At 61.4% G+C, this 21,367-nt stretch carries 21 protein-coding genes and 1 riboswitch; of the genes, 7 read left to right on the top strand and 14 right to left on the bottom strand.

The window, feature by feature from the left end:
• Positions 1-20: 20 nt before the first annotated feature.
• Genes NPS56_RS12810 through cobO form a run of 6 tightly spaced genes read right to left on the bottom strand, consistent with a single transcriptional unit; the run spans position 21 to position 5,960 of the window.
• A complete protein-coding gene (locus NPS56_RS12810; protein WP_274074922.1) occupies positions 21-1,472 on the bottom strand; it encodes a cobyric acid synthase in 1,452 nt (483 codons plus the stop codon).
• Positions 1,469-2,461 (bottom strand): threonine-phosphate decarboxylase CobD, encoded by a 993-nt coding sequence (gene cobD / locus NPS56_RS12805; RefSeq protein WP_274074921.1) that lies wholly within the window; start codon positions 2,459-2,461, stop codon positions 1,469-1,471. The genes NPS56_RS12810 and cobD overlap by 4 nt, the downstream gene beginning before the upstream one ends.
• Entirely contained in the window at positions 2,454-3,362 is a 909-nt protein-coding gene (gene cbiB, locus NPS56_RS12800) for an adenosylcobinamide-phosphate synthase CbiB (RefSeq protein ID WP_274074920.1), read from the bottom strand. Before cbiB ends, cobD begins: the two co-directional genes overlap by 8 nt.
• Positions 3,359-4,009 (bottom strand): 5,6-dimethylbenzimidazole synthase, encoded by a 651-nt coding sequence (gene bluB, locus NPS56_RS12795; RefSeq protein WP_274074919.1) that lies wholly within the window; start codon positions 4,007-4,009, stop codon positions 3,359-3,361. Before bluB ends, cbiB begins: the two co-directional genes overlap by 4 nt.
• The gene (locus tag NPS56_RS12790) at positions 4,006-5,352 is read right to left on the bottom strand and encodes a cobyrinate a,c-diamide synthase (protein ID WP_274074918.1); all 1,347 of its coding nucleotides are present in this window, start codon (positions 5,350-5,352) and stop codon (positions 4,006-4,008) included. The genes bluB and NPS56_RS12790 overlap by 4 nt, the downstream gene beginning before the upstream one ends.
• The gene (gene cobO, locus NPS56_RS12785) at positions 5,349-5,960 is read right to left on the bottom strand and encodes a cob(I)yrinic acid a,c-diamide adenosyltransferase (RefSeq protein ID WP_008065287.1); all 612 of its coding nucleotides are present in this window, start codon (positions 5,958-5,960) and stop codon (positions 5,349-5,351) included. Before cobO ends, NPS56_RS12790 begins: the two co-directional genes overlap by 4 nt.
• 83 nt (positions 5,961-6,043) lie before the next feature.
• Positions 6,044-6,279, bottom strand: a riboswitch (cobalamin riboswitch).
• A 151-nt stretch (positions 6,280-6,430) separates the two neighbouring features.
• Here cobO and NPS56_RS12780 point away from each other — a divergent pair.
• Positions 6,431-7,015 (top strand): hypothetical protein, encoded by a 585-nt coding sequence (locus tag NPS56_RS12780; protein ID WP_274074917.1) that lies wholly within the window; start codon positions 6,431-6,433, stop codon positions 7,013-7,015.
• A gap of 67 nt (positions 7,016-7,082) precedes the next feature.
• Positions 7,083-8,396, top strand: coding sequence for a PQQ-dependent sugar dehydrogenase (locus NPS56_RS12775; protein ID WP_274074916.1), 1,314 nt, complete (start codon positions 7,083-7,085; stop codon positions 8,394-8,396).
• Positions 8,397-8,816: 420 nt separating this feature from the next.
• Here the strand turns inward: NPS56_RS12775 and NPS56_RS12770 are convergent, their stop codons facing one another.
• The 6 genes from NPS56_RS12770 to NPS56_RS12745 form a co-directional block, all read right to left on the bottom strand.
• The gene (locus NPS56_RS12770; protein WP_274074915.1) at positions 8,817-9,470 is read right to left on the bottom strand and encodes an O-methyltransferase; all 654 of its coding nucleotides are present in this window, start codon (positions 9,468-9,470) and stop codon (positions 8,817-8,819) included.
• Positions 9,471-9,488: 18 nt separating this feature from the next.
• On the bottom strand, positions 9,489-10,025 hold the full coding sequence (locus NPS56_RS12765) for a C40 family peptidase (RefSeq protein WP_274074914.1): 537 nt from the start codon (positions 10,023-10,025) through the stop codon (positions 9,489-9,491).
• 164 nt (positions 10,026-10,189) lie between these two features.
• Positions 10,190-10,837, bottom strand: a complete 648-nt coding sequence (locus tag NPS56_RS12760; RefSeq protein WP_274074913.1) for a C40 family peptidase — start codon at positions 10,835-10,837, stop codon at positions 10,190-10,192.
• A 228-nt stretch (positions 10,838-11,065) separates the two neighbouring features.
• Positions 11,066-11,770, bottom strand: a complete 705-nt coding sequence (gene hda, locus NPS56_RS12755) for a DnaA regulatory inactivator Hda (protein ID WP_008063324.1) — start codon at positions 11,768-11,770, stop codon at positions 11,066-11,068.
• A 197-nt stretch (positions 11,771-11,967) separates the two neighbouring features.
• The gene (locus NPS56_RS12750) at positions 11,968-13,041 is read right to left on the bottom strand and encodes an AI-2E family transporter (protein WP_274074912.1); all 1,074 of its coding nucleotides are present in this window, start codon (positions 13,039-13,041) and stop codon (positions 11,968-11,970) included.
• A gap of 37 nt (positions 13,042-13,078) precedes the next feature.
• Entirely contained in the window at positions 13,079-14,143 is a 1,065-nt protein-coding gene (locus NPS56_RS12745; protein ID WP_274074911.1) for a DUF2066 domain-containing protein, read from the bottom strand.
• A gap of 386 nt (positions 14,144-14,529) precedes the next feature.
• Here NPS56_RS12745 and purM point away from each other — a divergent pair, with 386 nt between their 5' ends.
• The 5 genes from purM (at position 14,530) to NPS56_RS12720 (ending at position 18,511) form a co-directional block, all read left to right on the top strand.
• Positions 14,530-15,588 carry a phosphoribosylformylglycinamidine cyclo-ligase gene (gene purM / locus NPS56_RS12740; RefSeq protein WP_274074910.1) on the top strand — a complete coding sequence of 353 codons (1,059 nt, stop codon included), beginning with the start codon at positions 14,530-14,532 and terminating at the stop codon, positions 15,586-15,588.
• Positions 15,588-16,238 carry a phosphoribosylglycinamide formyltransferase gene (purN, locus tag NPS56_RS12735; RefSeq protein WP_274074909.1) on the top strand — a complete coding sequence of 217 codons (651 nt, stop codon included), beginning with the start codon at positions 15,588-15,590 and terminating at the stop codon, positions 16,236-16,238. The genes purM and purN overlap by 1 nt, the downstream gene beginning before the upstream one ends.
• Before the next feature lie 8 nt (positions 16,239-16,246).
• The gene (locus NPS56_RS12730) at positions 16,247-16,960 is read left to right on the top strand and encodes a DUF3108 domain-containing protein (RefSeq protein WP_274074908.1); all 714 of its coding nucleotides are present in this window, start codon (positions 16,247-16,249) and stop codon (positions 16,958-16,960) included.
• A 212-nt stretch (positions 16,961-17,172) separates the two neighbouring features.
• Positions 17,173-17,589 carry an OsmC family protein gene (locus NPS56_RS12725; protein ID WP_274074907.1) on the top strand — a complete coding sequence of 139 codons (417 nt, stop codon included), beginning with the start codon at positions 17,173-17,175 and terminating at the stop codon, positions 17,587-17,589.
• A 61-nt stretch (positions 17,590-17,650) separates the two neighbouring features.
• Complete coding sequence (locus NPS56_RS12720) at positions 17,651-18,511, top strand: pirin family protein (RefSeq protein WP_274074906.1); 861 nt, start codon at positions 17,651-17,653, stop codon at positions 18,509-18,511.
• Positions 18,512-18,619: 108 nt separating this feature from the next.
• Here NPS56_RS12720 and NPS56_RS12715 read toward each other — a convergent pair whose 3' ends face one another.
• A complete protein-coding gene (locus NPS56_RS12715) occupies positions 18,620-19,348 on the bottom strand; it encodes a dienelactone hydrolase family protein (RefSeq protein WP_274074905.1) in 729 nt (242 codons plus the stop codon).
• Positions 19,349-19,415: 67 nt separating this feature from the next.
• Positions 19,416-21,320 carry a molecular chaperone HtpG gene (gene htpG / locus NPS56_RS12710; RefSeq protein WP_274074904.1) on the bottom strand — a complete coding sequence of 635 codons (1,905 nt, stop codon included), beginning with the start codon at positions 21,318-21,320 and terminating at the stop codon, positions 19,416-19,418.
• Positions 21,321-21,367 lie beyond the last annotated feature (47 nt).

The following is a 21,367-nucleotide window of genomic DNA, read 5'->3' as shown; positions in this document are numbered from 1 at the left end:
AAGGGTCCGGTAAAGCCAACTCAAATCCCACAGAGCTCACGCAGCAGTCCGGTATCCAGATGCTTCTCCACCAGATCCGCCAACCGCTCGATATCCCGCTCGCGCAACCCGTGGTAATCCACGTCCTGCACATCCTGCAATCCCGCCCAGCGCAACAGCGCACTGCACGCCGCTGGTGACTCGAACAGGCCATGCAGGTAAGTGCCGAAAATCTGCCCGTCGCGACTTTGCGCACCGTCGCAGCGGCCGTCATCGAGCTGCACGGCAGCGTTTTCCAATGCCGGTCCGGTAGTGACGCCAGCATGGATTTCATAACCGCTGACCTCAGCATTCTCCAGCGCCAGGCGCCCACGCACGTTGCGCAGCTGCTTCTCTTCTTCCAACTGCGTTTCAAACGCCAACAGCCCCAACCCCGCACTCGAGCCCGACGCCCCTTCCAGCCCCAGCGGATCATGCACCTGCTCCCCCAGCATCTGCAGACCACCGCAAATACCCAGGACCTTTCCGCCATAGCGCAAATGCCGGGAAATCGCGGTGTCCCAACCATTGGCACGCAGGTACGCAAGATCGCTGCGCACGCTTTTCGAGCCAGGAAGAATGATCAGGTCGGCCGGTGGAATCGCCTGGCCGGGGCCGATGAATTGCAGGTCCACTTGCGGGTGCAGGCGCAGGGGATCGAAATCGGTGTGGTTGCTGATGCGCGGCAACACCGGCACCACCACTTTCAACAGTTGCCCGGCCTTGTCGGCCTGGCGCTGATCGATGCCGTCCTCGGCTTCCAGGTGCAAGTCCATCACGTAGGGCAGCACGCCGATCACCGGTTTACCGGTGCGCGCCTCGAGCCAGTCGAGGCCGGGTTGCAGCAGCGCGATGTCGCCACGAAAACGATTGATGATGAAGCCTTTGACCCGCGCCTGTTCGCTAGGCGACAGCAGTTCCAGGGTGCCCATTAAATGGGCGAAAACCCCACCGCGATTGATGTCGGCGATCAGCACCACCGGGCAATCCACCGCTTCGGCAAAGCCCATGTTGGCGATGTCGCCCGCACGCAGGTTGATCTCGGCCGGTGAGCCCGCGCCTTCGACCATCACCACGGGATAGGCCGCGCTCAAGCGTTCATGGGAGGCCAGCACCGCTTGCATGGCGATAGCCTTGTAGTCGTGATAGGCCACGGCGTTCATGGTCGTGACCGCACGACCATGAATGATCACCTGGGCGCCGGTATCGCTGTTGGGTTTGAGCAGCACCGGGTTCATGTCGGTGTGGGGTTCAAGATGGGCGGCCTGGGCCTGCACCGCTTGGGCGCGGCCGATCTCGCCACCGTCGGCGGTCACCGCGCTGTTGAGCGCCATGTTCTGCGGCTTGAACGGCACCACGCGGACACCCTGGCGTGTCACCCAGCGGCACAGCGCCGTTACCAGGGTGCTTTTACCGGCGTCGGAGGTGGTGCCCTGCACCATCAGCGTGCTCATGGGTGTTCCTTGGCGTAGGCGTCCAGCGCCGAAGCGAGACGTGCCCAGTCGGCTTCATCGCCAGGCAGGCCGAAACGCAAGCTGCTGTTGTGAGTGAACAGGCGCAGCAGAATGCCGCGCCGGGCCATGAAGTCGTGAAGCAGTTCGGCGCGCTCGGTGCTCAGCCACTGGAACAGGGCGCAACCGCCCTGGGGCTCGAGGCCGTATTGCGTCAACAAGGTGGCCAGCCGCGCGCTGGCCTCATCGGTACGCAAGCGCTGGCGCGTGTGCCCTTCGGTGTCGCGCAGGCATGCCTGGCCGAGCACCCGGGTCGGCCCGCTGACCGCCCACGGCCCGACCTGCTCGGCGAGCAGCTTGAGCAACCGGCGCTCCGCGAGGACAAAACCCAGGCGTACCCCGGCCAGGCCGAAAAACTTGCCAAAGGAGCGCAGCACGATCAAACCGACCTGATGGGCAAACGGCGCCACGCTCAGGTGCGGCGTGTTGTCCATGAAGGCCTCGTCCACCACCAGCCAGCCACCGCGCGGGGCCAGGCGCGAATGCCAGTCGAGCAGACGCGCGGGCGTCAGGTTCAGCCCGGTCGGGTTGTTCGGGTTGACCACCACCAGCACGTCGAGGCTGTCGACGAAGAAGTCGACTTCCTGCTCCAGCACCTCGCGCACGATGTAGCCATTGCGCCGCCACGCCTCGGCATGCTCGGCGTAACAAGGCGACAGCACGCCGACCTTACCCGCCCGGCGCAAGCGCGGCAGTAACTGGATGGCCATCTGTGAGCCGGCGACCGGCAATGCCTGCAGGGTGCCGTAATAGTCGCAGGCCGCCTGCTCCAGGCCGTCATCGGTTTCCGGCAACCGCGCCCAGGCGCGCAGCGGGATGTCGGGCACGGGAAACGGCCAGGGCGCCAGGCCGCTGGACAGGTCGAGCCAATCGGCTTCGTCAATGCCGTAATCGTGCGCCGCCTTGCGCAGTCGTCCACCGTGCTCAAGCATAAAATTCAGCCCCCACGCACAAAATCAGCAGCCACAACCATACCCCTCGCTGGACCAGTTGCCAGCCGCGGTCGATGGCGTCGGCATCCGCCGGCACGCCCTCGCCCAGCTTCGGGCGCTGATGCAGTTCACCGTGATAAATCGCCGGCCCGCCCAACTCGACGCCCAACGCACCAGCACCCGCCGCCATCACCGGGCCGGCATTCGGGCTATCCCAGGTCGGCCCCTGGGTGCGCCAGCATTTCAACGCCAGGCGGGTCTTGCCCAGCAGCGCGTAGGTCAACGCCACCAGACGCGCGGGAATGTAGTTGAGCACATCGTCGATCTTCGCCGCCGCCCAGCCGAACCGCTCGAAGCGCTCGTTGCGATAGCCCCACATCGCGTCCAGAGTGTTGCTCAAACGGTAGAGCACCACGCCCGGCGCGCCAGCCACGGCAAACCAGAACAATGCGGCAAACACCGCGTCACTGCCGTTTTCCAGCACCGATTCGGTGGCGGCACGGGCGACGGCGGTTTCATCCAGATCGCTGGTTTTACGGCTGACCAGATAACTCACGCGTTGGCGTGCTTCTTCAAGATTATCGCTGCGCAAAGCCTTCGCCACAGGCGTGACATGCTCGCCGAGGCTGCGCATGCCCAGGGCGCAATAGAGCGCAAGAATCTCGACGATCCAGCCGACGTAGGGCGCCCAGGAAAATGCCGTGGCCAACAGGGTCAGCGGCAACACGGCGATCACCCACGCGGTGACCCCATGGCTGCGCCAGCCGCGACCGCCGCCATTGAAACGTTGCTCGATGCGCTCGGCAAATCGGCCGAACGCCACCAGCGGATGCCAGCGTTTGGGTTCACCCAGCAGCGCATCCAGCGCCACCGCGGCGACACTCAACAACGCCACACTCATTGACTCTCTCCCCAATAGTTTTCATACAACAGCTCACTCAGCGGACGCGCCTGCGCCCAGCCTTCGAGTACCAGCATCGGTGCCGGATAAAAGGCCTTGACCGGTCCCAGGCAAAGAATCGCCAAGGGCTTGGCACCCGGCGGCAGGCCCAGCAGGTCCGCCAGGGCTTGCGGCTCGAACAGCGAGACCCAGCCCATGCCCAGCCCTTCGGCGCGGGATGCCAGCCAGAGGTTCTGGATCGCGCAGGACAACGAGGCCAGGTCCATTTCCGGCAGGGTACGACGACCGAAGATATGCCGTTCGCGATCGTCCATCAGCGCGGCGACCAGCACCTCGGCGCAATCGTTGATGCCCTCGACCTTGAGCTGCATGAACTCGTCGGTGCGCTCACCCAGGGCCTCGGCGGTGCGCACGCGCTCCTGCTCCACCAGGACCTGGATCTGGCTGCGTAGCGCGCGGTCACTGATGCGGATGAAGCGCCAGGGCTGCATCAGGCCAACACTCGGGGCCTGATGCGCGGCTTCGAGCAGGCGCCGCAGTAAATCGGGCTCGACCGTGCCGCCGGCGAAGTGGCGCATGTCGCGGCGTTCGCCAATGGCGCGGTAGACCGCATCGCGTTCGGCTTCGGAGAAGGCGTTGTCGGTCATGGCCTCTTCGCTGTAGGAGCTGGCTTGCCAGCGAAGGCGGCCTCAAGGTCGGGTGCAAACAACGCGGCAACCGCCTTCGGATTGGACGGAAAATAAAAATGCACATAAGAGGCCGTCATCCGCCCCTCACGATAAACCGCCTCTGCCCCGCGTCCGCCGTTAGGGCTCAAGCCCCGGGCAATCGGTGTCAGTTCGGTGGTGGTCAAGGAATGATGATAAGTGTGCCCACGCAGTGAACCTTCCGGTAGCTCCACCGCCTGCAAGGCCAACGCAGCCAGGCGCTTCTGCATCACCGCATCGCCCTTCAACAAGCCGACCAGCTCTGCCCGAGTACCCTCAACATCGGTCAACGAGTCGAGCAGATAAAGCATCCCGCCACATTCCGCCAACAAGGGTTTGCCCGCCGCGTGATGCGCGCGGATCGCCGCCAACATCGAGGTGTTCTGCGACAGCGCCACATGGTGCAATTCCGGATAACCGCCCGGCAGATACAAGCTGTCCGCCTCGGGCAAAACAGCGTCACGGATCGGCGAGAAAAACCGCAACTCGGCACCCATCGCCCGCAACAGATCCAGGCTGGCGCCATAGGTGAAGGCAAACGCCTCATCACGGGCCACGGCGATGCGCACGCCAGCCAGAAGCGGTTCGGCCGCGATTACATCCGGCGCGGCGAAGGTCACCGCCGGTGGCAGCGCGACTTCGCAACTGCTGGCCAGGGCGTCTGCCGCTGCATCCAGGCGCACGTCCAGGTCGTTCAACTCGCTGGCTTGCACCAGGCCCAGGTGGCGGCTCGGCAATTCAATGCCGGTCTCCCGAGACAAGGCGCCGTACCAGCGCAGGCCTTCGGTCAGACTGCCTTCGAGCAGTTGCGCGTGACGCAGGGTGCCCACGCGGTTGGCCAGCACGCCGGCAAACGGCAAGTCCGGCTGATAGCGCGCCAGGCCCAGGGCCAGTGCGCCAAAGGTCTGGGCCATGGCGGTACCGTCGATCACAGCGAGCACCGGCACGCCGAAATGCCGCGCCAGATCGGCACTCGACGGCGTACCGTCGAACAGCCCCATGACGCCTTCGATCAGGATCAGGTCAGCCTCCGCGGCGGCCTCCCACAACAGGCGACGGCTTTCCTGCTCGCCGACCATCCACATGTCCAGTTGATACACCGGCGCACCGCTGGCGCGTTCGAGGATCATCGGGTCGAGAAAATCCGGGCCACACTTGAATACCCGCACCTTGCGTCCCTGGTTGCGATGCAACCGGGCCAGCGCGGCGGTCACGGTGGTCTTGCCCTGGCCGGAGGCCGGCGCGGCAATCAGTACCGCCGGGCAATGACGAGGTTGATTCACAGCTCGACGCCTTTTTGCGCTTTGATACCGGCCTGGAAGGCGTGCTTGATCATGCCCATTTCAGTGACCGTGTCGGCCAGTTCGACCATCTCCGGCTTGGCGCCGCGACCGGTGACCACCACGTGCTGCATTGGCGGGCGCGCTTGCAGGTCGCTAAGCACCTGATCGAGATCGAGGTAGCCGTGCTTGAGGGCGATGTTCAGCTCGTCCAGCACCACCAGGCCAATCGATGGGTCGCGCAGCAGTTGCTGCGACACCGCCCAGGCCGCTTCGGCCGCCGCGATGTCGCGCTGGCGATCCTGGGTCTCCCAGGTAAAACCCTCGCCCATCACATGAAAACGCACCTGCTCGGGGAAGCGCCGGAAGAACAGTTCTTCGCCGGTGCTGTTGCGCCCCTTGATGAACTGCACCACACCGCACTGCATGCCATGCCCCATGGCACGCGCAAGCATGCCGAAGGCCGAGCTGCTCTTGCCTTTGCCGTTGCCGGTCAGCACCAGCAGCAGGCCGCATTCGTTCGGGGAATTGGCGATGCGTTCGTCGATCACGGCCTTTTTGCGCAGCATGCGCGCCAGATGACGTTCGTCACGATCAGGGGTATCAGACATGGGGGAGCTCTCCGTTGAAGCAGGATTAACGGCGGGCAGGCACAAGAATAGACGGCAAGAAGCCTGGCATCGCCCACCGTGATGCCGCTTGGATGGATCAGGCCGGTCTCCGGGCTCATGAGCGGCGTAATGCCGGACTGCGCGCCTTCCCGCATCAAGGATCGACGCAGTGGCTTCTGACGCAGTTTTCACTCATTTACCGTTGCGGGGGCAGCGCCGGGATCGCGGGGCTTCATCGAATGAAGCGCTCAACTCACCGGCTTCCCTGTTTCACTCTGTCGACCCAAAGCCACAGAGCACCTGAAACAAGCGGCGAAGGTTAGAGGGTTGGGGGTGGAGCGTCAATTGAAGACGCGGTGGCGCCGTGAATAACTGCCGCCGATCAATCAAGTGACGTCAATCTTGTGCCACACTCACAGCAGTGATATCAAATAGCCACAAGCCTCAACACAATAACAAGGGTGAACCCCATGCAAGGCATCATCATCAGCAATCCGAAGCTGGAATTCCTGCGTCCGGTCCTCGAACGCTGGTTCGACTGTATCGACCGCTATAACGCCGTGCGCGGCGACACCGAGACGCCCTACTGGCTCGACGAAAAAGCCAACCTCGGCCTGCTGTCCGCTGCGGCCTGGATGGCCGAAATGATCACCCTGCAACAATCACCCACCCGCAAACAGACCGAAGAAGGCGAACGCAACGGCCGCGCCGATCTGTTTATCGCCACGCCCGAAGCACGCGCCTGGCTGCAGACCACGCAACGCTGGCCACGGGTCAACAGCCTGAACCTGACCCAGGCCCTGCTGGACATCACCAGCGACGCGAAAAAAATCAGCTACGCCAGCGACCTGAAAATCGGCTGCCTGTTCGTCGCGCCGCACAAGAACCAGCAAGGCGCCACCCCCGAAGAACTGCAGGACATGGTCGATGACCTGCAAAAGGAGCACAGCTGCGCCGTGGCCTGGTATTTCCCCTATGCCTATCGCAAATTGCGCAACGAAGCCGGCCACTATCACCCCGGCATCGCCGTGCTGCTCAAGGAAGCTCGCGGCTGACGTTGAACCATCGGGCTGCCGCGCTTCTCTATGGTTTAAGTCACTTCATTCATAGGGAAGGTCAGCAATGCGCACGTCTCAGCTGGTTTTCGTTATCGCATTAGCGGGAGGGCTCGCCGCCTGTGGCGAAACCGCCCGCTTGCAAGTCACCGACGGCACCGGGCCGTCCCCCAAGCTCCCGGAACCCAACAAGACCCTGTTCCCGACGATGAACATCGCCCCGGCCATCGGCTGGGCGGACGGCGCCAAACCCGTCGCGGCCAGCGGCACCCAGGTCGGCGCCTTTGCCGAGGGCCTCGATCATCCGCGCTGGCTCTACGTGCTGCCCAATGGCGACGTGCTGGTCGCCGAAACCAACGCCCCGCCCAAACCCGATGACAACAAAGGCATCAAGGGCTGGATCACCAAGAAAGTCATGGGACGTGCCGGTGCCGCCGTTCCGAGCCCAAACCGCATCACGCTGCTGCGCGACAGCAACCACGATGGCATCGCCGAAACCCGCACGGTGTTCCTGGAAAACCTCAACTCGCCCTTTGGCATGACCCTGGTCGGCAATGACCTGTACGTTGCCGACACCGACCGGCTGCTGCGCTTTCGCTATGTCGATGGCGAAACGGCCATCAAGTCGCAACCGATCAAAGTCGTCGACCTGCCGGGGGGCACCCTTAATCACCACTGGACCAAGAACGTCATCGCCAGCAAGGACGGCAGCAAGCTCTACGTCACGGTGGGCTCCAACAGCAACGTCGGCGAAAACGGCATGGACCAGGAGCAAGGGCGCGCGGCGATCTGGGAAGTGGATCGTGCCACCGGCAACCACCGGATCTTCGCTTCAGGCCTGCGCAACCCCAACGGCATGGCCTGGGAGCCACAAAGCGGCGCGCTGTGGACCGCCGTCAACGAGCGTGACGAAATCGGTAGCGACCTGGTGCCGGACTACATCACTTCGGTGAAAGATGGCGCCTTCTATGGCTGGCCATTCAGCTATTACGGCCAGCACGTCGACGTCCGCGTCGACCCGCAAAATCCCGACCTGGTGGCCAAGGCGATTGCCCCGGACTACGCGGTCGGCCCGCACACCGCCTCACTGGGCCTGACGTTTGCCGAGGGCAACAAGCTGCCGGCGCAGTTCAAGGAAGGCGCTTTCATCGGCCAGCACGGCTCATGGAACCGCAAGCCGCATAGTGGCTACAAGGTGATATTCGTGCCCTTTAGCGGCGGCAAACCGAGCGGTCAACCGGTGGATGTGCTCAGCGGTTTTCTCAATGACGAGGAAAAAGCCATGGGCCGGCCGGTGGGTGTGGTGGTTGATCAGCAAGGGGGTTTGCTCGTGGCCGATGATGTGGGGAACAAGGTGTGGCGGGTGTCGGCAGTGCAATAACCTGCACATGAAACAGGCCTGTCGGTCGGCCGCCTTGCTTCGGATTTGGCTTTGGTTCTGGCTTTTGATTTTGATCTTGATCTTGATCTTGATCTTCTTGCCCCATCGTGAGGCCGAGTGGAGGTTCTGCGCAGTGGGTAAACCGGCATGGATGCCGGGTTAGCCGCGGGGTGTCAGACTTCCCGCGTTATCGTTGACCTCCATCGCGAGCAAGCTTGCTCCTACAGGCTTTTCCAAGTGACTCGCCGTAAGGGCGAAACCATAAGCGGCCGTTACCGAAGGAATGGATATGTACTCGGTCAACAAAATCCAGGTCGGCTGTCAGGCCTACATCGCTGGCAAGCCAGCTCCTACAGTAGATCGGGTACGGCCGTGGGAGATGGGTCGGCTTTGAGGCCGCCATTGCTGTGTGCCTGGAGATCAGCGTTTACGGCAGAGCGTCAGCCCATCCCCCAACGGCAACAGCGATAGATCCACTCGCGCATCATCCCTCAAGGCACGATTGAGCGCCTGGATGGCGCGGGTATCTTCACTTTCGGGATTCTCCTCAAGCACCCGGCCACTCCACAGGGTGTTATCGAATACTGCCAGGCCGCCGGTACGCAACAGGCGTAGTGCTTGTTCCAGATAGGCCGGGTAATTGGCCTTGTCGGCATCGATGAACACCAGGTCGAACTGGCCTGGCTCGTCCAGCCTGCCGAGGGTTTCGAGGGCCGGCGCCAAATGCAGATCTATCCGCCCGGCCACGCCGGCCTCCTGCCAATAGCGGCGCGCGGTGGCGTTGTAGTCGCCGGGCAGGTCACAGCAGATCAGCAAACCGTCATCCGGCAACGCCGCCGCCATGCACAGGGCGCTGTAACCGGTGAAGGTGCCCACTTCCAGCACACGCCGTGCACCGATGAGTTTGACCAGCAAGGCGAGAAACTGCCCCTGTTCCGGCGCCACCTGCCAGCGCGCCATGGGCAGCGCCTGGGTTTCGTCGCGCAGGCGCTTGAGCAGCGGCGTTTCGCGCAGGGAAACGTCGAGCAGGTATTGATAGAGCGAATCGTCGAGATTGAGCGTGCGGGCAGTCATTACAACACTCTCTGGCGGTTACGGATTGCGCGCCAAATGCTCCGGTTGCAGAACGCGCTTGGCACTCAGGTAGGCTCTCTGCCAATACGCCTTGGACAGGCTGTCGAGCTTGACCGTGCCACCGGTGGCCGGCGCATGGACGAAGCGCCCTTCACCGACATAGATGCCAGCATGGCTGACCTGGGAACCGCCATTGGTGGCGAAGAAGATCAGGTCACCGGTTTGCAGGCCTTCCTTGCCGACACTGGCCGCTTGCATGGAAATCATTTCGCGGGTGGTGCGTGGCAGGGAAATACCGGCAACATCACGGTAGACGTAGCCAATCAGCCCACTGCAATCGAACCCGGAGTCCGGTGTGTTACCGCCCCAGCGATAAGGCGTGCCGACCAGCCCCAACGCGCGAAACAGCACGTCTTCCGCTTCCGGAGAAAAGGCCTGGGAGGGACCGAATACGATGGGTGCACGAACCACCGGCGCAGGGGGCGGTGTACGGCTGGCGCAAGCGCTGAGCAGCGCTGCGAACAGCATGATTGCGAGGCGGGCCGACTTCGTCATAGCAGAGCATCCTGATCAGGCTGCGGCTTTTTTCTGCGCGAGTGCAGAAAAGAAAACCGCCTGCGGATCACGCAGGCGGTTTGCCATCATTCATGGATCAGAATTTTAGCGCTTATATGGCAAACTTCAAGTAAGACTTTAAGTTCGCCCTACGAAAAGTATGTTTACTTGCGAGCGGTGACGATTGGAGTCGCCGCGGGTGCCATCGCGAGAGCCCGCTTGGCTTCGATGAAGGTCTTGCTCCAGTAGCTGTCGCCCAGGCTATCGATGCGCACACCACCGCTACGGCGGCTGCTGGAGTGGATGAACTGGTTGTCGCCCAGGTAGATCCCGGCGTGACTCACACGACCGCGACGACCGTTAGTGGCGAAGAACAGCAGGTCGCCCGGCTCGAGCTTGCTGCGCGAGACCAATGGTGCATCCACGTTGATCATTTCGCGAGTGGAGCGTGGCAGGTTCATGCCCGCTTCTTCACGGAACAGATAACCGATGAACCCGCTGCAATCGAAGCCGGCTTCAGAGGTACCGCCGAAACGGTAACGGGTACCGATCAGGGACATGCCGCGTTCGAGGATGCTGTCGGCCAGAACCGGAAGCTGGTAAGACTTGCCATTGCCGAAGCTGGCGAGTTCTTTTTCGGTGGCCGCTTCTTCCTGTTCAAGCGCTTGCTGATAAAGCGCGGAAGACTGGGCGGTAACGGAATTTTGAACCTGCTGTTGTTGTGCTTGCTGGGCCACTGGCGTGTGGGCAGCGCAACCGAACAACAGGGTAACGAGTGCGAGAGGCACGAGGGGTGCAAAGCGATTTAGCATGGGCACGACCGTGGCTGATTGATGTCAAGAAGCCGAGACTATGCCCGCTATCATCCTCATTTGCAAATTCAATCGAACTTTTTGTGACTTCTTCGTTTCTCGCTGACATCTAAGCGCTAAAGCCCATTCTAGACACTTACGCAGTCAGCGCCCCCGCCGGAAAGCGGATTTTCTGCCGTCCGAAATATTCGATATATCGCTGTGGGCCTTGAATTTACAGGGCCTTGGCTACCAGCCCAAGGTCTCTTTAAGGAAAGGAATGGTCAGCTTGCGCTGGGCTTGAAGAGAGGCCTGGTCGAGTTGCTCGAGCAGTTCGAACAGCGCGCTCATGCTGCGGGTACCGCGAGTCAGGATAAAGTGCCCGACTTCGTCGGTCAGGTGCAGGCCGCGACGTGACGCGCGCAATTGCAGGGCGCGCAGCTTGTCTTCGTCGGAGAGTGGGCGCATCTGGAAGATCAGCGCCAGGGTCAGGCGCGACTTGAGGTCAGCCAGCTTTACCGGCAGTTCGCGGGGCGAAGTCGATGCGGCAATCAGCAGGCGCCGACCACTGTCGCGCAGTCGATTGAACAGGTGAAACAACGCCTCTTCCCAGTCAGCCTTGCCGGCCACCGCCTGCAGGTCGTCCAGGCAGACCAGCTCGTATTGCTCGAGGTTGTCGAGGATTTCGATGCCGCGATCCATCAACTCGGCCAGCGGCAGGTAAACCGCCGGTTCGCCCATCTGTTCGAAACGCAGGCACGCGGCCTGCAACAGATGCGTGCGCCCTACCCCGTGCTTGCCCCAAAGGTAAATCAGGCTTTCGGTCCAGCCGGCGTCGGCTTCGCACAGACGCTCGACATAGCCGAGTGCAGCGGCATTGGCGCCTGGGTAGTAGTTGATGAAGGTGGCGTCGTCACGCAGACGCACACCTAGGGGCAGCTGAATCGGTTTCATGCTGACTGAACAGTTCCAAAGGAACCGTTAGTGGCCTCTGTGTAAAGTTTGCGAAGTTTATACCCGTGAGGCCGACCGCACAATGCGACAGACCACAAGCAAAATCAAAGGTTTGCGTTAGCGCACCGGTTTTATGACAGATTCTTTGGCGCTGTGGGCAGCCCGCCGGGGTCTATCCGGGCTGCCCATGACCCCGTCTATAGCTCGGGTTCGTCAACACCACTGTACATACCAGAATCCTTATACAAATCATGCACATGGCGCAGCAGCACCATGATCACCGCCGCCACCGGCAGTGCCAGCAAAACGCCGGTAAACCCGAACAGCTCGCCCCCGGCCAGAATCGCGAAGATCACCGCCACCGGATGCAGACCGATGCGGTCCCCCACCAGCAATGGCGTCAGCACCATGCCCTCCAACGCCTGACCGACCATGAACACTGCGACAATGCCCATCATGGGATACAAATCACCACCAAACTGGAACAGGCCGGCAATCAGCGCCGCGCCAATACCAATGATGAAGCCCATGTACGGCACGATGGCCGCCAGCCCGGCAATCATCCCGATCAACAGGCCCAACTCCAGGCCCACCAACATCAGGCCTGCGGCGTAGATCACGCCCAAGGCGACCATCACCAGCAATTGCCCGCGTATGAAGGCGCCGAGTACCTCATGGCACTCTTCGGCCAGTGACACCGCCTGCTCTTCGCGGTCCCGCGGCAGCAGGCTGCGGATCTTCGCCACCATCAAGTCCCAGTCCCGCAGCAGGTAGAAACTCACCACCGGAATCAGCACCAGGTTCGCCAGCAAGGCTATCAACGCCAGGCCCGACGCCGTCGCCTGGGTCAGGACCACGCCAACGATGTCGGTGGTCTGCCCCATGTGCTCGCTGATCGCCGCCTTGAGCTTGTCGAACCTCCAGAAGCCTTCCGACAAGCCAAACTTCGACTGCGTCCATGGCAATGCCGTGTGTTGCAGCCAATCGAGCATTTGCGGCGCCAGCTCATACAAGCGAAACAGCTGCTTGGCGAGCATCGGCACCAACACCAGCAACAGCGTGGTGAAGATCAGGGTGAACAGGGCAAATACCGCGATCACGCCCCAGGTGCGTGACAGGCCGGCCTTTTCCAGCCGATCCACCAGGGGGTCAAACAGATAGGCCAACAACAACGCCACCAGGAACGGCGTGAGGATCGGGTGCAACAGCCAGATAAACGCGCAGAGCAAGAGCACTCCACCCAACCAGAACCAACGCCGCGTATCGGCCATGTACCACTCCATTGCTGCTATATAAAGAAAGAAAATCCTACCAGCGGAAACGCAATTGCGGCGTCGGTGCCGGCGCAGGCGCGACCGCAGGGGCCGAACCACCGGCTACAGGCTGGACCGGAACCGCTGGCACCGGTGGTGGCGCCTGATCTGCCGTGACCTCCTGCAATTTTGCCAGCGACAACTGCGCACGCAATTGATCGGTACTACCATTGACCCGGTAAAGAATCCGGTCGCCGTCGACACTTTGCGGACGACCGCCGAAAGGCTCGAGCAAACGCCCAAGGCTCGCATAACGCTCCAGGTTCATGCCCTGGACTTCGAGCAACTGCGCGGCAGAAGACCCCGGCTTGGCGACAAATCGCGGCGCCAGTCGCTGGTTCACCGCCAGCATCACCGCGTCGGCCAAAGCGGCCTGATCGGCGCCCTGGGCACTGCCCGCCTCTTTCTGATCGCCCAGCCACAATTGCCACTTGGCTTGCCATTGGCCGCCCTCTTCCCGGGCATGCACTGCCAGCAAGGCGTCGGCATTGTAACGCTGCGATGCGTTGCGCAGGGCCGACGGATCAGTACTTTCCAGATTCGGCGCGGTGGCGACGATCTGTTCGTTGAGGTCCGCCAGCGGTAGACGCAGGGGCAGACCACGGTGCTGCGCAGCGCGGCGCAGTGGCGTCGCACCGGCCTGGCCATCACCCACCAGGCTCGCGCCCTCGGTGTAGTCGTTCAACCACCAGCCCAGGATCGACGGCCGATTGGCGCCCCACATCGCCAGCCCGGCCCGGCGCAAGGCCTGCTCGGTGGTACCCGGGTCGAAATCGACTTTCAACACTTCCGGCGGGCCGGCCTCGAAGCCGTACTGGCTGATGATTTGCTGCGGGTCTTTGCGAACCGCCGCCAGCCCGGGATTCTGGGGCGCCTTGGAGTCGCCAGTGAGGCGCAGGACCAGCGTATCGAGCGCCCGTTGCGTCGCTTCGTCACGTTCTTGCGCCGACTGGCCGTTGACCGGTTCGCGCACCTGATAAAGGCCTTTGACGGTTTCAGCCTGGCTGACAAGGCTGACCGCTGACAAGCAGCCCACAAACAAGAATTTACAAAAACCCATGGAAGATTCCTGAGGACAAAAGCGGCTGGAACAGACCGCATGAAGACGAACGAACAAGGCTGTGACCCTCGCCCGACGCAAAACATTCACACGCCCTGGGTAAGTTTTCGCACTGTGATAACGATAGACGGTTAATGACGACAACTTGTGCAGGCGAGCAGGATGTCAGCCACAGGGGGCGATGGCGGTTTTTTTTCGGCCGATATGCCCCCTGCCGTCGGCCTGAGGATGGCCGCTGACCGTCAAGCCTGATAAAATCGCGCGCCTTCGCAGACCGGCAACAGCCGGGCACCCTCGAATATCGCGTGAGGCAATCACCTTCGTCGATGTCGGCGGTCCCGCTGGACTCGGTCGTTACCCAGAAATCCCCCCTAAAGGCCTGGATCATGAGCAAGCAACCCTCCCTGAGCTACAAGGACGCCGGTGTAGACATCGACGCCGGTGAAGCATTGGTCGAACGCATCAAGAGCGTCGCCAAGCGCACTGCGCGCCCGGAAGTCATGGGCGGCCTGGGCGGTTTTGGCGCCCTCTGCGAAATCCCGGCCGGCTACAAGCAGCCCGTGCTGGTTTCCGGTACCGACGGCGTCGGCACCAAGCTGCGCCTGGCATTGAACCTGAACAAGCACGACAGCATCGGCATCGACCTGGTTGCCATGTGCGTCAACGACCTGGTGGTGTGCGGCGCCGAGCCGCTGTTCTTCCTGGACTACTACGCCACCGGCAAACTCAACGTAGAAACCGCGACCCAGGTCGTGACCGGCATCGGTGCTGGCTGCGAGCTGTCCGGCTGCTCCCTGGTGGGCGGCGAAACCGCTGAAATGCCAGGCATGTACGAAGGCGAAGACTACGACCTGGCCGGCTTCTGCGTCGGCGTCGTGGAAAAATCCGAAATCATCGACGGTTCCAAAGTCGCTGCCGGCGATGCCCTGCTCGCCCTGCCGTCTTCCGGCCCGCACTCCAACGGCTACTCGCTGATCCGCAAGATCATCGAAGTGTCCGCTGCCGACATCGAGAATATCCAGCTCGACGGCAAGCCGCTGACCGACCTGCTGATGGCCCCGACCCGTATCTACGTGAAGCCGCTGCTCAAGCTGATCAAGGAAACCGGCGCCGTCAAAGCCATGGCCCACATCACCGGTGGCGGCCTGCTGGACAACATCCCGCGCGTTCTGCCAAAAGGCGCACAAGCGGTGGTTGACGTAGCAAGCTGGACCCGCCCGGCGGTGTTCGACTGGCTGCAGGAAAAAGGCAACGTCGATGAAAACGAAATGCACCGCGTACTGAACTGCGGCGTGGGCATGGTTATCTGCGTGGCTCAAGAGCACGTGGAAACCGCACTGAACGTGCTGCGTGAAGCTGGCGAGCAGCCTTGGGTCATCGGTCAGATCGCCACCGCTGCCGAAGGCGCTGCCCAGGTTGAACTGAAGAACCTCAAGGCTCATTAATGTCAGCCACCTGTGATGTTGTGGTGCTGCTATCCGGCACCGGCAGTAACTTGCAGGCCTTGATCGACAGCACGCGGACCGGCGACAGCCCGGTCCGCGTCGCTGCGGTGATTTCCAACCGCGCCGATGCCTATGGCCTGCAACGCGCCAGGGACGCGGGTATCGACACCCGCACCCTGGATCACAAGGCTTTCGAGGGCCGCGAGGCCTTCGACGCCGCGCTGATCGAACTGATCGACACCTTCAAGCCCAAACTCGTGGTCCTGGCCGGGTTCATGCGCATTCTAAGCGCTGACTTCGTGCGCCACTACGCGGGCCGCCTGCTCAATATCCATCCCTCGCTGCTACCCAAATACAAAGGGTTACACACTCATCAGCGCGCGCTGGAGGCCGCCGACGCTGAACACGGCTGCTCCGTGCACTTCGTCACCGAGGAACTCGATGGCGGACCACTGGTCGTACAAGCAGTAATACCGGTAGAGTTGCATGACTCGCCGCAGAGTCTGGCGCAGCGGGTCCATGTACAGGAACACCTGATCTACCCCATGGCCGTACGCTGGTTTGCCGAAGGCCGGTTATCCCTCGGCGAACAAGGTGCTTTACTGGATGGACAGTTGCTTGCGCCCAGCGGCCACTTGATTCGAACCTAGGAGATTTTATGCGTCGCGCCCTGCTCTTCGCTTGCGCTCTGCTCGCCTTGCCCTTCGCACAGGCTGCAGACCTTCAACCTTTCTCCGCCAGCTACACCGCCGACTGGAAGCAGTTGCCCATGAGCGGCACGGCTGAACGCAGCCTGACCAAGGAAGCCAACGGCGTCTGGAAGCTCAACTTCAAGGCGTCGATGATGATCGCCAGCCTGTCCGAAGAAAGCACCCTGACTGTCGACAAGGACACCCTGCTGCCACAGTCCTACCACTTCGAACGGGGTGGCCTGGGCAAAGCCAAGAAGGCTGACCTGGACTTCGACTGGACCGCCAAGAAGGTCACCGGCACCGATCGTGGCGACGCGGTCAATATTGCCCTCAACCGCGGCATGCTCGACAAATCCACCTACCAGCTGGCGCTGCAGCATGACGTGGCCGCCGGCAAGAAAAGCATGAGCTATCAGGTTGTCGATGATGGCGAAGTCGATACCTATGACTTCCGCGTGCTGGGTTCGGAAAAAGTCGAAACCAAGGCTGGCCAGATCGATGCGATCAAGGTCGAGCGCGTCCGCGATCCGACACAAAGCAAGCGCATCACCGTGCTGTGGTTCGCCAAGGATTGGGATTACCTGCTGGTTCGCCTGCAACAGGTCGAGACCGACGGCAAGGAGTACAACATCATGCTCCTGGACGGCACCGTGAACGGCAAGCCGGTTAAAGGCAGCTGATACTCATATGTTTGAAGGAGCCCCGCACTTGCGGGGCTTTTTTTAAGATCAAAAGATCGCAGCCTTCGGCAGCTCCTACACGGGAATTCGGTCTCTTGTAGGAGCTGCCGAAGGCTGCGATCTTTTAAAGGAACGCACAACTGGCGCAATGCTCTATACCTTCAAGGTCTTTTTTGATCGAATGACTTTCCCTGCTGCCTGCGAGGTTTCCCATGACTGTTACCGTCAACACCGTTTCCGCCGAAGGTCTTCGCCATACCGTCCAGATCGATGACCACGAGTTGTTTGCCGACGCTCCCGTCTCCGCCGGTGGCGAAGGCAGCGCGCCAGAGCCTCATGATTATTTCGACGCAGCGCTGGGCGCCTGCAAAGCCTTGACCTTGAAGATGTACGCGAAGAAAAAGGACATTCCGCTGACCGGTGTTGGTGTGGAGGTCAAACGCGACAACAGCGAAGAGCAGAAAGGCAAATATGCCCTGCATGTGAAACTGACCCTCAAGGGCGTGCTCACCGACGCCCAGCGCGAAGAGCTGCACCGGGTGGCCGATCGTTGCCCGGTGCACAAGCTGATGACCAGCAGTGAAGTCAGCATCGAAACCCATCTGGCCGAAGGCGCGTTCAGCCAATAGCGGCAAGGGCTGCGCAAGCGGGTTATGCTCGACGCATTACCCGCTCAGCTTGGAACGCACCATGAACACTCCGCTCGTGATCCGCCCCCGCGCCGAAGATGTCGAAGGCCAGCCGATTCTTCGCCCGTTGCCGTCTGCCAAATGCCGCAATGTCGGGCCCTTCGTGTTTTTCGACCACATGCTCGAAACCCGTTATGCCGCGGGCACGGGCATGAACATCCGCCAGCATCCACACATTGGGCTGTCCACGCTCACCTACCTGTTTGAAGGCCAGTTGCAGCACAAGGACAGCCTCGGTTCGGACCAGGTGGTCAACGCCGGGGATGTCAGCTGGATGACCGCTGGCAGCGCCATCGCTCATGTCGAGCGCACGCCCGACGCGCTAAAAGACAGCGGCTTTACGATGCACGGTTTGCAGATCTGGCTGGCTTCTCCCAAAGACAAGGAACAGGGACCGGGACACTACAGCCACCACCCCGCTGCCACGCTGCCGGTCAGCGAAAACCTCGGGGTGAAGATCCGCATGATCGCGGGCTCGGGCTTTTGCCTCGAATCGCCTGTGCCGGTGCTTTCTCCGACGCTGTATGCCGAGGTGAATCTGCAAACGGCGACGACCCTGTTGATTCCCACCGAGCATGAAGAGCGCGCGCTGTATGTATTGAGCGGTGACGTGCAGCTCGATGGCGAGCCGATAGCGCCGCATTCGCTGGTGGTGTTGCCGGCCGGGGAAGAGATGACGTTGTTCGCCGAGAGCGACAGTCATGCGGTGGTGTTCGGGGGTGCGCCGCTGGATGGGCCGCGGCGGATCAACTGGAATTTCGTGGCGAGCGACCCGGCAGCCATCGATGAAGCGCGCCGGCGTTGGGCCGCCGGGGATTGGCCGACGGTGCCGGGGGAAGTTGAGCGGATCGAACTTCCTTAAGACTTTTTGTGAATTTCACATCGCCTTCGCGAGCAAGCCCGCTCCCACAGTTGACCGCATTCCAATGTGGGAGCGGGCTTGCTCGCGAAGAGGCCGGCACTATCGCAATCAGCCCTTGAACACTTCATCCAGCAGATTGTGCATCGAAGTGAAGGCCCGAGCGGCGACCTTGGCGTCGTACATCATCATGCCCGGTACGTTCGCATGGGGATCGGTGAACGAGTGAAACGCGCCGCCGTAGCTCAGCAGCTGCCAATCCACACCAGCAGCATTCATTTCATCTTCGAACGCCGGAAGTTGCTCTTTGGGCACCAACGGATCGGAAGCACCGTGCAGCACCAATACCGAGCCCTTGATGTTTTTCGCATCATTGACGTCCGGGGTATCCAGCGTACCGTGGAACGACACCGCCGCCTTCACGGGCGCACCCGTACGCGCAAACTCCAGCGCGCAGCAACCACCGAAACAGAAACCGAACGTGGCCAGTTTCGACGTATCGACAGCGGCCTCACCCTGGCTTTGCAACTGCTCGAACGCCACTTGCATGCGCTTGCGCAGCAACGGCCGATCGTTCTTCAGCGGCATCATTGCCGCGCCTGCCTCATCGTTGTTCTGCGGACGAACCGATTGACCATAGAGATCCGCGATCAGCACCACGTAGCCCTTGGCCGCGACCGACTTGGCGATCTCCTCGGCACCGGCACCGACGCCCATCCAGTTCGGCGCCATCAACAGGCCTGGACGCGGCCCTTTGTGGTCAGCGTCGAACGCCAGCCGGCTTTCGTAGGATTGGCCATCAATCTGATAGGCAACAGAACGTACAGTGATTTGGCTCATTTCTGACTCCTGATTTTTTTACACCAGAATGAAAAAACCCGCCGAAGCGGGTTTTTCTACAACGCTGTTAAGCCGACAGCTCAACCAATAGCTTGTTCAGACGACGCACATAGGCCGCCGGGTCTTTCAAGCTATCGCCGGCCGCCAGGGCCGCCTGATCGAAGAGGATGTGCGACAGATCGCCAAAGCGCTCGTCGCTCTGCTCGTTGTCGAGCTTCTCGATCAGTGGGTGAGCCGGGTTGAATTCGAAGATCGGCTTCGAATCCGGTACCTTCTGCCCGCTGGCTTCGAGGATCTGACGCATCTGCAGGCCCAGGTCCTGCTCGCCGATGGCCAGGATCGCCGGGGAGTCGGTCAGGCGATGGGATACCCGTACTTCAGCCACGGATTCGCCCAGCGCGGTCTTCAGACGCTCGACCAGACCTTCCTTGGACTTGGCGACTTCTTCCGCGGCTTTCTTGTCCTCTTCCGAGTCCAGGTTGCCCAGGTCCAGGTCACCGCGCGCCACGTCGACAAAGCTCTTGCCGTCGAAATCGCTCAGGTAGCTCATCAGCCACTCGTCGATACGGTCAGTCAGCAGAAGCACTTCGATGCCTTTCTTGCGGAAGACTTCCAGGTGCGGGCTGTTCTTGACCTGTGCGTAGGTTTCGCCGGTCAGGTAGTAGATCTTGTCCTGACCTTCCTTGGCGCGTGCCAGGTACTCGGCCAGGCCGACTACCTGTTCGCCGTCATCACCGATGGTCGATGCAAAACGCAACAGGCCGGCGATTTTCTCTTTGTTGGCGAAGTCTTCTGCCGGGCCTTCTTTCATGACCTGGCCGAAGTTTTTCCAGAAGCCTTTGTATTGCTCTGGGTCGTTCTTCGCCAGTTTTTCCAGCATGTCCAGCACGCGCTTGGTCAGCGCCGACTTCATGGAGTCGATGATCGGGTCTTTCTGCAGGATTTCCCGCGACACGTTCAGCGACAGGTCATTGGAGTCGACCACGCCTTTGATGAAGCGCAGGTACAGCGGCAGGAAAGACTCGGCCTGATCCATGACGAACACGCGCTGCACGTACAGCTTCAGACCTTTCGGTGCTTCACGCTGGTACAGGTCGAATGGCGCACGGGCCGGCACGTACAGCAGCGAGCTGTATTCCAGCTTGCCTTCAACCTTGTTGTGGCTCCAGCTCAGCGGGTTTTCGAAATCGTGGGCGATGTGCTTGTAGAACTCCTGGTATTCCTCGTCCTTCACTTCAGTGCGAGGGCGAGTCCACAGGGCGCTGGCGCGGTTGACGGTTTCCCATTCAACGGCAGGCTTCTCCTCGCCTTCCACGGCTGCCACTTCTTTCGGCAACTCGATCGGCAAGGCGATGTGGTCGGAGTACTTCTTGATGATGTTGCGCAGACGCCAGCCATCGGCGAACTCGTCTTCACCGGACTTCAGGTGCAGGACGATGCGAGTGCCACGGTCAGCCTTGTCGATGGTGGCGACTTCGAAATCGCCCTCACCTTTGGACGACCAGTGCACGCCTTCGCTGGCAGCGCTGCCGGCACGACGGCTGTACACGTCGACTTTGTCAGCGACGATGAATGCGGAGTAGAAACCGACACCGAACTGGCCGATCAGGTGCGAATCTTTCTTCTGGTCGCCGGTCAGGTGTTTCATGAAATCGGCGGTGCCCGACTTGGCGATGGTGCCCAGGTGGGTGATCGCGTCTTCGCGGCTCATGCCGATACCGTTGTCTTCGAGGGTGACGGTCTTGGCGTCCTTGTCGAAGCTCACGCGGATTTTCAGTTCGGCGCCGCCTTCCAGCAGCTCTGGCTTGGCCAAGGCTTCGAAACGTAATTTGTCTACAGCGTCAGAGGCGTTCGAGATCAGTTCGCGAAGGAAAATTTCCTTGTTGGAATACAGCGAATGGATCATGAGGTGCAGCAGTTGCTTCACCTCGGTCTGGAAGCCCAGGGTTTCCTTTTGAGTTTCCACACTCATGGTCATCAAACTCCAATCAGATGGCATAAGCCGCGACCTTCAGGGTC

This window comes from Pseudomonas putida, from assembly GCF_028682635.1.
Lineage (GTDB): Bacteria > Pseudomonadota > Gammaproteobacteria > Pseudomonadales > Pseudomonadaceae > Aquipseudomonas > Aquipseudomonas putida_AE.
The sequence above is the reverse complement of the archived record's forward strand: the minus strand, read 5'-3'. Positions and strand labels throughout refer to the sequence as shown.

Bases quoted from the DNA above. Each gene is read 5' to 3' on its own strand.
- purM (WP_274074910.1), top strand. From the start codon at position 14,530: ATGAGCAAGCAACCCTCCCTGAGCTACAAGGACGCCGGTGTAGACATC.
- NPS56_RS12770 (WP_274074915.1), bottom strand. From the start codon at position 9,470: ATGACTGCCCGCACGCTCAATCTCGACGATTCGCTCTATCAATACCTG.
- NPS56_RS12750 (WP_274074912.1), bottom strand. From the start codon at position 13,041: ATGGCCGATACGCGGCGTTGGTTCTGGTTGGGTGGAGTGCTCTTGCTC.
- hda (WP_008063324.1), bottom strand. From the start codon at position 11,770: ATGAAACCGATTCAGCTGCCCCTAGGTGTGCGTCTGCGTGACGACGCC.
- purN (WP_274074909.1), top strand. From the start codon at position 15,588: ATGTCAGCCACCTGTGATGTTGTGGTGCTGCTATCCGGCACCGGCAGT.
- NPS56_RS12745 (WP_274074911.1), bottom strand. From the start codon at position 14,143: ATGGGTTTTTGTAAATTCTTGTTTGTGGGCTGCTTGTCAGCGGTCAGC.
- cobO (WP_008065287.1), bottom strand. From the start codon at position 5,960: ATGTCTGATACCCCTGATCGTGACGAACGTCATCTGGCGCGCATGCTG.
- NPS56_RS12730 (WP_274074908.1), top strand. From the start codon at position 16,247: ATGCGTCGCGCCCTGCTCTTCGCTTGCGCTCTGCTCGCCTTGCCCTTC.
- NPS56_RS12780 (WP_274074917.1), top strand. From the start codon at position 6,431: ATGCAAGGCATCATCATCAGCAATCCGAAGCTGGAATTCCTGCGTCCG.
- NPS56_RS12810 (WP_274074922.1), bottom strand. From the start codon at position 1,472: ATGAGCACGCTGATGGTGCAGGGCACCACCTCCGACGCCGGTAAAAGC.
- cobD (WP_274074921.1), bottom strand. From the start codon at position 2,461: ATGCTTGAGCACGGTGGACGACTGCGCAAGGCGGCGCACGATTACGGC.
- NPS56_RS12765 (WP_274074914.1), bottom strand. From the start codon at position 10,025: ATGACGAAGTCGGCCCGCCTCGCAATCATGCTGTTCGCAGCGCTGCTC.
- bluB (WP_274074919.1), bottom strand. From the start codon at position 4,009: ATGACCGACAACGCCTTCTCCGAAGCCGAACGCGATGCGGTCTACCGC.
- NPS56_RS12715 (WP_274074905.1), bottom strand. From the start codon at position 19,348: ATGAGCCAAATCACTGTACGTTCTGTTGCCTATCAGATTGATGGCCAA.
- NPS56_RS12720 (WP_274074906.1), top strand. From the start codon at position 17,651: ATGAACACTCCGCTCGTGATCCGCCCCCGCGCCGAAGATGTCGAAGGC.
- cbiB (WP_274074920.1), bottom strand. From the start codon at position 3,362: ATGAGTGTGGCGTTGTTGAGTGTCGCCGCGGTGGCGCTGGATGCGCTG.
- NPS56_RS12775 (WP_274074916.1), top strand. From the start codon at position 7,083: ATGCGCACGTCTCAGCTGGTTTTCGTTATCGCATTAGCGGGAGGGCTC.
- htpG (WP_274074904.1), bottom strand. From the start codon at position 21,320: ATGAGTGTGGAAACTCAAAAGGAAACCCTGGGCTTCCAGACCGAGGTG.
- NPS56_RS12725 (WP_274074907.1), top strand. From the start codon at position 17,173: ATGACTGTTACCGTCAACACCGTTTCCGCCGAAGGTCTTCGCCATACC.
- NPS56_RS12760 (WP_274074913.1), bottom strand. From the start codon at position 10,837: ATGCTAAATCGCTTTGCACCCCTCGTGCCTCTCGCACTCGTTACCCTG.